The organism is Streptomyces sp. NTD107, from assembly GCF_059510435.1.
In genome coordinates this window covers 394,726-402,916 of record NZ_JCAJZV010000006.1, presented here as the reverse complement: position 1 = coordinate 402,916, position 8,191 = coordinate 394,726, and the positions used below count along the sequence as shown (strand labels likewise).

Below are 8,191 nucleotides of genomic sequence, written 5' to 3'. Positions count from 1 at the left end.
GAAGAGGACCAGGAAGGCCCAGAAACCCCCGGCCCGGGTGGTGCCGTCACCCGGGCGCTGCCGCCCGGCTGACGGCACCACCGGCTCACCCGCCGGGGGCCGGCCTCCCCACCTTCCCTCCCCCAGCCCATCCGCTCGTTTCTCTTCTCCCGCCCAGGAGTTCCGCCATGCCCGTTCTGAGTTTCACCCGCGCCGAGGTCGAAGCCGAAGCCGAGGCGAAGCCTTGGGTACGGCAGCGGGAGTTCGCCGCGGAGATCGACCCCGACGACATGGCCGAGACCGCCGCCGTCTACGCGCGGGCGGCCGGCGAGGCCGACACCGCGGGTGAACTGGCCGATCACGCCACCCAGGCAGCCGCCGAGGCCGGCACCCTGGACAGCGGTTCGCTGATCGACGCCGACGGCCGGATCCGGTCCACCGCCGATGGGCTCCAGGGCAACGGCGAGAAGATGGACGAGGTGGTGGGCTATCTGGTCCGGGCCATGAACACCGCCATCGACGCCAACGACGAGGTGTACGACACGGTGTTCGGGGCGGGCGCGCTGGATGACCAGTACGTCGAGCACACGACGGCCGCCACGGCCGAGTGGAACGGCTGGCAGTCCGCCCTGGAGACGGCGGTCCGCGGCGCGCAGTTCATCCTGTCCGCCGACCGCGCGCTGACCGTGCACTACAAGAACGAGTTCCGGATCTGCTATCCGGGCCTGGACGGCGTCACCTATCTGCTGCCCGGCTCGCTCGCGGGCGAGATCAGACAGCGCCATCTGCGGGCCGTCGCCGACCTCGCCGTGGACGCCGCCGCCGACATCGACGACGCCATCGAGACGTACCGGGGGAAGCTCACCCAGTACGGCAAGGAGCTCCAGGGCCTCGGCTACGACCTGTCGGGGCCGCTGGGGCTGTGGACCACCGAGGAGATGGCCGACTACTCGGCGGAGAAGCTCAAGGCGGAACTCGCCAAGGACGAGCCGGACTGGCAGCTGCTCGACCTGTACACGCAGGGGCTCGGCGGCATCGCCGACGCGGTCTTCGGCGACTCCCTCAACCCGGGGACGGCGCTGCGCGATCTGAGCCCGGCGGAGCGCGCCTATCTGGAGCGCTTCCTGGGGGCGCTGGACGCCGAGACCCTGACGGCGCTCGGCTCCCTGGACGGCTGGACGGAGTCGAAGGTCAATGTGGCCAACGGCCTGTCCATGCTGCTGAATCCGGAGATCGGCGGCATCGACCCCAGCACGGAGGCCGGCCGCGAGGCGCTGCCCGAGCCGGTCCGCCGGATGATCTACGCGTACCAGGACGGCCCGCTGTTCCAGGGCGGGGACGATGTCGCCTACATGGACGGCGCGGCCTTCGTCGCCGAGCTCCGGCACTTCAACGCCTTCGGCGACATCATGGGGCACGCCACGGTGGCCCCGGACGAGGACTTCGCGAAGAACCTGGCGCACGCCGCCGTGGCCGTCAACATGCGCGCCGCCACCCAGCCCGCCTTCGTCAACTTCCCTGACATCCTGGACAACACCGGAAGCACCGGCCTGCTCAAGGCCGCCGCGCTGAACACCGAGGCGTCGGCGGACCTGCTGAACGACACCACGTTCCGCGACGACTTGTTCCGGCAGTGGTGGAACGACAGCTCGGGCGCCGCCGCCCTGGTCACCAGCGGCACCACCATCCCACCCGGCGTGGACCCCAACAGCACGGACGCCAGAGCCTATGTGGAGGCGGCCTTCCATGTGCTCTCGGACGCGGGTGGCCACTCCACCGCCCTGCTGAACGCCCCCGGCAGCGGCCCGATGTCGTACAGCCAGGTCGCCCTCCAGGGCGCGATCGGCGACACCGCGCTGCGCTACATGGACCTGCTCTCCCAGATCCCGAAGGACGGCGGCGACAGCCAGTTCCTGGAACCGGAGGGCACCAGGACCCGGGTCTACGACAATCTGCTGGGCAAGGATCACCGGTACGGTTTCGAGCTGTCCCGGGACGACCGCAGGGAGCTGTTCTCCCTGCTGACGCTCGCGGACGAGCCGGCCCGGGAGGTCTTCCGCAACAATGTGTCGGTCTGGCAGGCCACCACCGCGTACGACGCGTTCCAGCGCGGCACGGCCGAGGCGTCCACGTTCGAGGCCATCGGCAGGATCGCCGGGTTCACCCGGTTCGCGGAGAACGAGGCGCTGGACTCCGGCGTGCCGCAGGACAAGATCCAGGCATCCACGATGGCGGCGGTGAGCATGGCCTCCTCGCTGGTCGACTTCGGGAAAGTCGGCGGGCCGGTCGCGAGTGTCGTCACCTTCGGACTCAACGAAGTGCTGCGGTACGGCTGGGAGCCGGCCGACCCGCCCTCGGACGACGGGTACCGGGACGCCCAGGAAAGCGGCTCCTGGGCGACCCGCTACATCGTCGCCGACGCGGCCGTCAAGGCGAACCACGACGGCGGCGACGGCACAGCCGCCCAGGCGCTGCGCGACTACTACACCAGGGACGGCAGCGTGCGGCCCGACGAGTCGGGAACGATCAACGGGCAGAAGGTCGATGAGCTGCCCAGCCCGACCCAGAACACCTACAGCAATGTGATGGCCGCCGTCACGGAGGTCGAGAGCAAGACCTATCCGGACCTGGAGTCCCGGATAGAACGCGGCTTCCAGCAGGCGATGGCCAAGTAGTACGGATGGCCACGTCGAAGTGAAGCGGACAGTTGTGTGGAAGGAAGCGTCGTGACCAGCCCGATCACCACGGTGCAGCGCAGAGCCAGAGCGCCGCGCCCCTCGGTGCCGGAGAAGGATCTGGTGCTGAAGGCACCTCCGGAGCTGCCCAAGCCGGAGGACGGCAACATCTGGATGACGGCCCTGCCCGCTCTCAGCGGGCTCGGCTCGGTGCTGTACATGCTGACCATGGGCCGGGGGCCGATCGGCTACATCGTGGGCAGCATGTTCCTGGTGTCCTGCCTGGCCATGGTGGTCGGCTCGGTGGTCCGCCAGCGCGGCCAGGGCAAGAGCCAGGCCCGCAACGAGCGCCGGGAGTATCTGCGCTATCTGGAGCGCACCCGCGCCCAGGTGCGGCAGACCGCGACGGCGCAGCGCGCCGCGCTGGAGTGGGACGCGCCGGACCCCGGCACCCTGTGGTCGGTGGCGGAGAGCCGCCGGCTGTGGGAACGCCGCAGCCCGGACGACGACTTCGCGGTGGTACGGGTGGGCACCGGTCCGCGTTATCTGGCGACCTCGCTGGTACCGGGCGAGTCGGCCCCGGTGGAAGACCTCGATCCGCTGAGCGCGGTGGCGCTGAAGCGCTTCATGGACGCCCACGCGGTGGTGCCGGGGCTGCCCGTGCAGGTGGCGCTGCGCCGGTTCGCGTCGATCTCGGTGACCGGCGGGACGGACCCGGGGGACGCGGAGGCGGCCCGGGCCCTGGTGCGGGCGGTGATCGCGCACGCGGTGACGTTCCACTCGCCGAAGGATCTGCGGGTGCTGGTGTGCACGCCGGACATCGAGGGCCGCGACTGGGGCTGGGTGAAGTGGCTGCCGCACGCGCACAGTCCGGGCGAGGTGGACCACGCGGGACCGGTACGGATGAGCCATGTGGCGCTGGCCGGCCTGGAGGAGTGGCTGGGCGCCGAGCTGACCCGGCGTACCCGTTTCAACCGCAACGCCGAGCCGGATCCGGATCTGCCGCATCTGCTGGTGGTGCTCGACGGCGGACTGGTGACGGGCGGCGAGGCGCTGCTCGATCCGCACGGCTTGCAGAGTGTGACGGTGCTGGACGTGGACGGCCGGGCGGGAGCCCTGTCGGAGGCGCACGGGCTGCGTCTGGAGACGGCGGGCGGCACGCTGTCGGTGCTGGCCGGCGAGACCCGGGACGAACTGGGCCGCGCGGACGGGCTGTCCGCGCCGCAGGCGCTGGCGCTGGCCCAGCAGCTGTCGCGGTTCCGGCTGGACACGGCGGCTGCCCCGGCGGACGCCGAGGATCTGGACGCCGCCGTCAACACCCTGCCGAGCCTGCTGAACATCCCCGATCCCGGGCTGCTCGACCTGGACACCCTGTGGCGCTCCCGGCCGCTGCGGGACCGGCTCCAGGTGCCCATCGGGGTGTCGGCCGACGGCGGGCTGCTGGAGCTGGACATCAAGGAGTCGGCGCAGAACGGCATGGGTCCGCACGGGCTGCTGGTCGGTGCCACCGGCTCCGGCAAGTCGGAGCTGCTGCGGACCATCGTGCTCGGCATGGCCGTCACGCACTCCTCCGAGCAGCTGAACCTGGTGCTGGTGGACTTCAAGGGCGGCGCCACCTTCGCGGGCATGTCGCACCTTCCGCATGTGGCGGCGGTCATCACCAACCTGGAGGACGATCTGTCCCTGGTGGACCGGATGAAGGAGGCCCTGTCGGGGGAGATGAACCGCCGGCAGGAGATCCTGCGGGACGCCGGCAACATGGTGTCGGCGCGGGACTACGAGCGGGCGCGGCAGCGCGGTGCCGATCTGCCGCCGCTGCCCAGCCTGTTCATCGTGGTCGACGAGTTCTCCGAACTGCTGGCCCAGAAGTCGGACTTCGCCGATCTCTTCGTCCAGATCGGCCGGCTTGGCCGCTCGCTGGGGCTGCATCTGCTGCTGGCTTCCCAGCGATTGGACGAGGGAAAGCTGCGCGGTCTTGAGGCCCATCTGTCCTACCGGGTCGGGCTGCGGACGTTCTCCGAGTCGGAGTCGCGTACCGCGATCGGGGTGCCCGACGCCAACCATCTGCCGACCGCGCCGGGCCACGGCTATCTGCGGACCGACACCAACACGCTGAAACGATTCCGCGCCGCGTACGTCTCCGGCCCCTACCGCACCGGCGAGCAGGCGGGCGACGCCGCGCTCGGCGGCTCGATGAGCATCCGCCCCTTCCCCGCCGGCTACCTGCCCATCCCCGCCGAGCTGACCGCCCCCGAACCCGAACCGGCCCGGGAGGCCGACGAGTTCGCCGAGGGCGAGGACCTGGGCAGCACCGTACTGGGCGTGATGGTCGAACAGCTCACCGGACAGGGCCCGCAGGCCCACCGGGTATGGCTGCCGCCGCTGGACAAACCGGTGTCGCTGGACACCCTGCACGAGGGCTTCCTCAAGGTGCGGCCCGGCCGCGGCTTCGGCAGCTCGCCCGCCCGGCCGCCGCTCACCGTGACCCTCGGCGTCGTCGACAAGCCGTTCCACCAGCGCCGGGACCCCCTGGAACTGAACCTGTCAGGCGCCGGCGGCCACGTCGCCGTCGTCGGCGGGCCGCACAGCGGCAAGTCCACCGCCGTACGTACCCTCATCGCCTCCCTGGCGCTGCGCCACACGCCCACCGAAGTGCAGTTCTACTGCCTGGACTTCAGCGGCACCCTGTTCCCCTTCGCCAAGCTGCCGCACACCGGCGGGGTCGCCGGGCGGCTGGACTCGGAGATCGTCAACCGCACCGTCGCCGAGGTGCTGGAGATCATGGAGAACCGCGAGACGCGGTTCCGCGAGTACGGCGTGGAGTCCATGGCCGACTACCGCGTCGCGCGGGCCGAGGGCCGGATCACCGACGACCCGTTCGGCGACGTGTTCCTCATCGTGGACGGCTGGGCGGTACTGCGGCAGAGCTACCCGGACATCGAGGGCCATCTGATGAACGTGGCCGGCCGGATGCTCACGTACGGCATCCACCTGGTCATCACCGGAAACCGCTGGCTCGACATGCGCATGGGGCTGCGCGACCTCATCGGCACCAAGGTCGAGCTGAAGCTCGGTGACGCCCTGGACTCGGAGGTGGACCGCAAGGCCCAGCGCACCATCCCGGCCGGCCGCCCCGGCCGCGGCATCACCGACGAGAAGCTGCACTTCCTCACCGCCGTCCCCCGGGTCGACGGGGCGCACTCCGACGAGGGCCTTCCCGAGGGCGTCGCCGACCTGGTCCGCCGGATCGACGAGAGCTGGCAGGGCCCGCGCGCTCGCCGGGTCCGGCTGCTGCCCACCACGTACGGGCTCGACGAGATCCCGGCACCGCTGCGCGCCCGGCCCCCGGTCGTGGTCGCGGTGGAGGGCAACCGCCTGGAACCGGTGGTCTTCGCCCCCGGCGAGGACCCCGGGCTGATCGCCGTCGGCGACAGCGAGACCGGCAAGACCTCCCTGCTGCGCGCCGTCGGCCGGCAGATCGTCGAGAGCTACCCGCCCGACCGGGCCAAGCTCATCGTGCTGGACCACCGGATGTCGCTGCTGCGGGAGTTCGACGGGCCGCATCTGCTGGGCTACTCCACCACCGACGAGCGCTCCACGGAGGTCATCGGCGGGCTCGCCCAGGGGCTGAAGAAGCGGCTGCCGAGCACCGACGTCACCCCCGAGCAGCTGCGGGACCGCTCGTGGTGGACCGGCCCGGAGATCTACGTGCTGGTCGACGACTACGACCTGGTGGCCACCTCGCGCGGCAATCCGCTGCGCGCGCTGCTGGACTTCCTGCCGCAGGCCCGGGGCATCGGCCTGCACCTGTACATCACCCGGCAGGCCGGCGGCGCCTCCCGCGCCGTGACCGAACCCGTGCTCGGCCGCATGAAGGAACTCAACTTCCCCGCCGTCCTGCTGAGCATCCCCAAGGACGAGATGCCCATCTGGAACATCCGCTCCGCGCAGCGCAAGAAGGGCCGCGGCCTGCTGCTGCACCGCAAGCTCGGCAGCCTGCCCGTCCAGCTGGTGCGGGCCGACTCCCCCCTGACCTCCCGCGATTCAGCTTCAGCGACCAGGATCCCCTCATGAGTGGCAGCTCCATATCCCCCTCGCCCCAGCCCCAGTCCCCGTCCACGTTGGACCGGCAACCGGGCCGGCCGCCCGGCGGGGCGGCCCAGTTCGTCCGGATCGGCATCGCCGGCCCGGCCGGCCGGGCCGACCTCGCGGTACCCGCCGGGCTGCCGCTGGCCCGGCTGATGCCCACCCTGCTGCGGCACGCCGGCGAGGAGCCGGGCGCCGACGGCGGGGTGCGGCACGGCGGCTGGGTGCTGCGCCGCATCGACGGCGGCCGGCTCGACCCGGCCGCCTCCCTGGAGGCGCAGGGGGTGCGGGAGGGCGACCTGCTGTTCGTGGCACACGGCCACGACGACACGACGCCCCCGCTGTACGACGATGTCGTCGAGGTCATCGGCGAGCACGCGGTACGGGGCGGCTGGCCGCCCGCCGCCACCCGCCGGGCCGCGGCCGGGGTGGCCGTCATCGCGGTGCTCGCGGTGTGCGGGGCGCTGGCCGCCGCACCCGGCCGGCTGCCCGGCTGGCTCGGCCTGGCCACCGCACTGTTCTCCCTCGCCGTCGGGGTGCTGCTGTCCCGGGCGTTCGCCGACACCACGGCGGGCACCTTCGCCGCCGTGTGCGCCGCGCCGCCGGCCATGGTCGGCGCGGCCCGGCTGCTGGGCACCGGCGCGCATCTGCTGGACGACTTCACCGCCGGCCATCTGCTGCTGGCCTGCGCGGTGCTGGCCGTCATCGGGGCGCTCGGCCCGGTGCTGATCGGCAGCGGCGACGGCACGTTCACCGCGCTGGTGGTGGCCGGACCACTGGCCGCTGTGGGGGCGTTGCTGTGCGCCGGCTGGGACGCCGAACCCGCCCGGGCCGCCGCCGTCGTCGCCCCGCTGGCGCTGGCCGCCACCACCCTGTGGCCCACGGTGGCCCTGCGGGTGGCCCGGGTGCCGGCCCCGCAGGTGGTCGGCTCGGCCGAGGAACTTGAGGCGCTGCCCAGCCAGTTGGAGTACGAGCGGCTGGCCGCCCGGGTCACCAGGGCCCGCCGGCTGCTGTCCGGCATGATGACCGGCAGCCAGTTGGTGGCCGCCTCCGCCGTGCTGGTGCTGTTCGCGGCCGGCCGCCCCTGGCCGGCCGCCCTCGGCGGGGTGCTGGTGCTGGTGATGATGCTGCGCACCCGGCTGTTCCGGGACGCCGCCCAGGCGGCGGTGCCGATGGGCGCCGCCCTGCTGACCGCCTGCGGCGCGGCCCTGTTCGTGCTGGCCGGGCAGCGCGGCAACACCCTGGAACTGCTCGGCATCCTGCTGCCGGTCGCCCTGGTGATCGCCCTGATCTCCGGCGCGGTGGCGGTCTCCGCCGGCCGGTTCCGGACCAACCCGCGGCTGTCCCGGGGGCTCGATGTGCTGGAGACCCTGTTCCTGGTCTCCGTGGTGCCCCTGATCCTCGCCGTGTGGGAGGTCTACCCCGCCCTGCTGAATCTGAAGGTGTGACCG

The 8,191-nt window shown here is 72.1% G+C and carries 3 protein-coding genes; all 3 read left to right on the top strand.

The features are described from left to right. The first annotated feature begins 167 nt into the window (after window positions 1-167). Genes AC5WRL_RS15835 through eccD form a run of 3 tightly spaced genes read left to right on the top strand, consistent with a single transcriptional unit; the run spans window position 168 to window position 8,188 of the window. Window positions 168-2,654, top strand: coding sequence for a TPR repeat domain-containing protein (locus tag AC5WRL_RS15835; RefSeq protein WP_496089148.1), 2,487 nt, complete (start codon window positions 168-170; stop codon window positions 2,652-2,654). A gap of 51 nt (window positions 2,655-2,705) precedes the next feature. Further along, the gene (eccCa, locus tag AC5WRL_RS15830; RefSeq protein ID WP_496089147.1) at window positions 2,706-6,728 is read left to right on the top strand and encodes a type VII secretion protein EccCa; all 4,023 of its coding nucleotides are present in this window, start codon (window positions 2,706-2,708) and stop codon (window positions 6,726-6,728) included. After that, window positions 6,725-8,188, top strand: a complete 1,464-nt coding sequence (eccD, locus tag AC5WRL_RS15825) for a type VII secretion integral membrane protein EccD (protein WP_496089146.1) — start codon at window positions 6,725-6,727, stop codon at window positions 8,186-8,188. The genes eccCa and eccD overlap by 4 nt, the downstream gene beginning before the upstream one ends. Window positions 8,189-8,191: the final 3 nt, after the last annotated feature.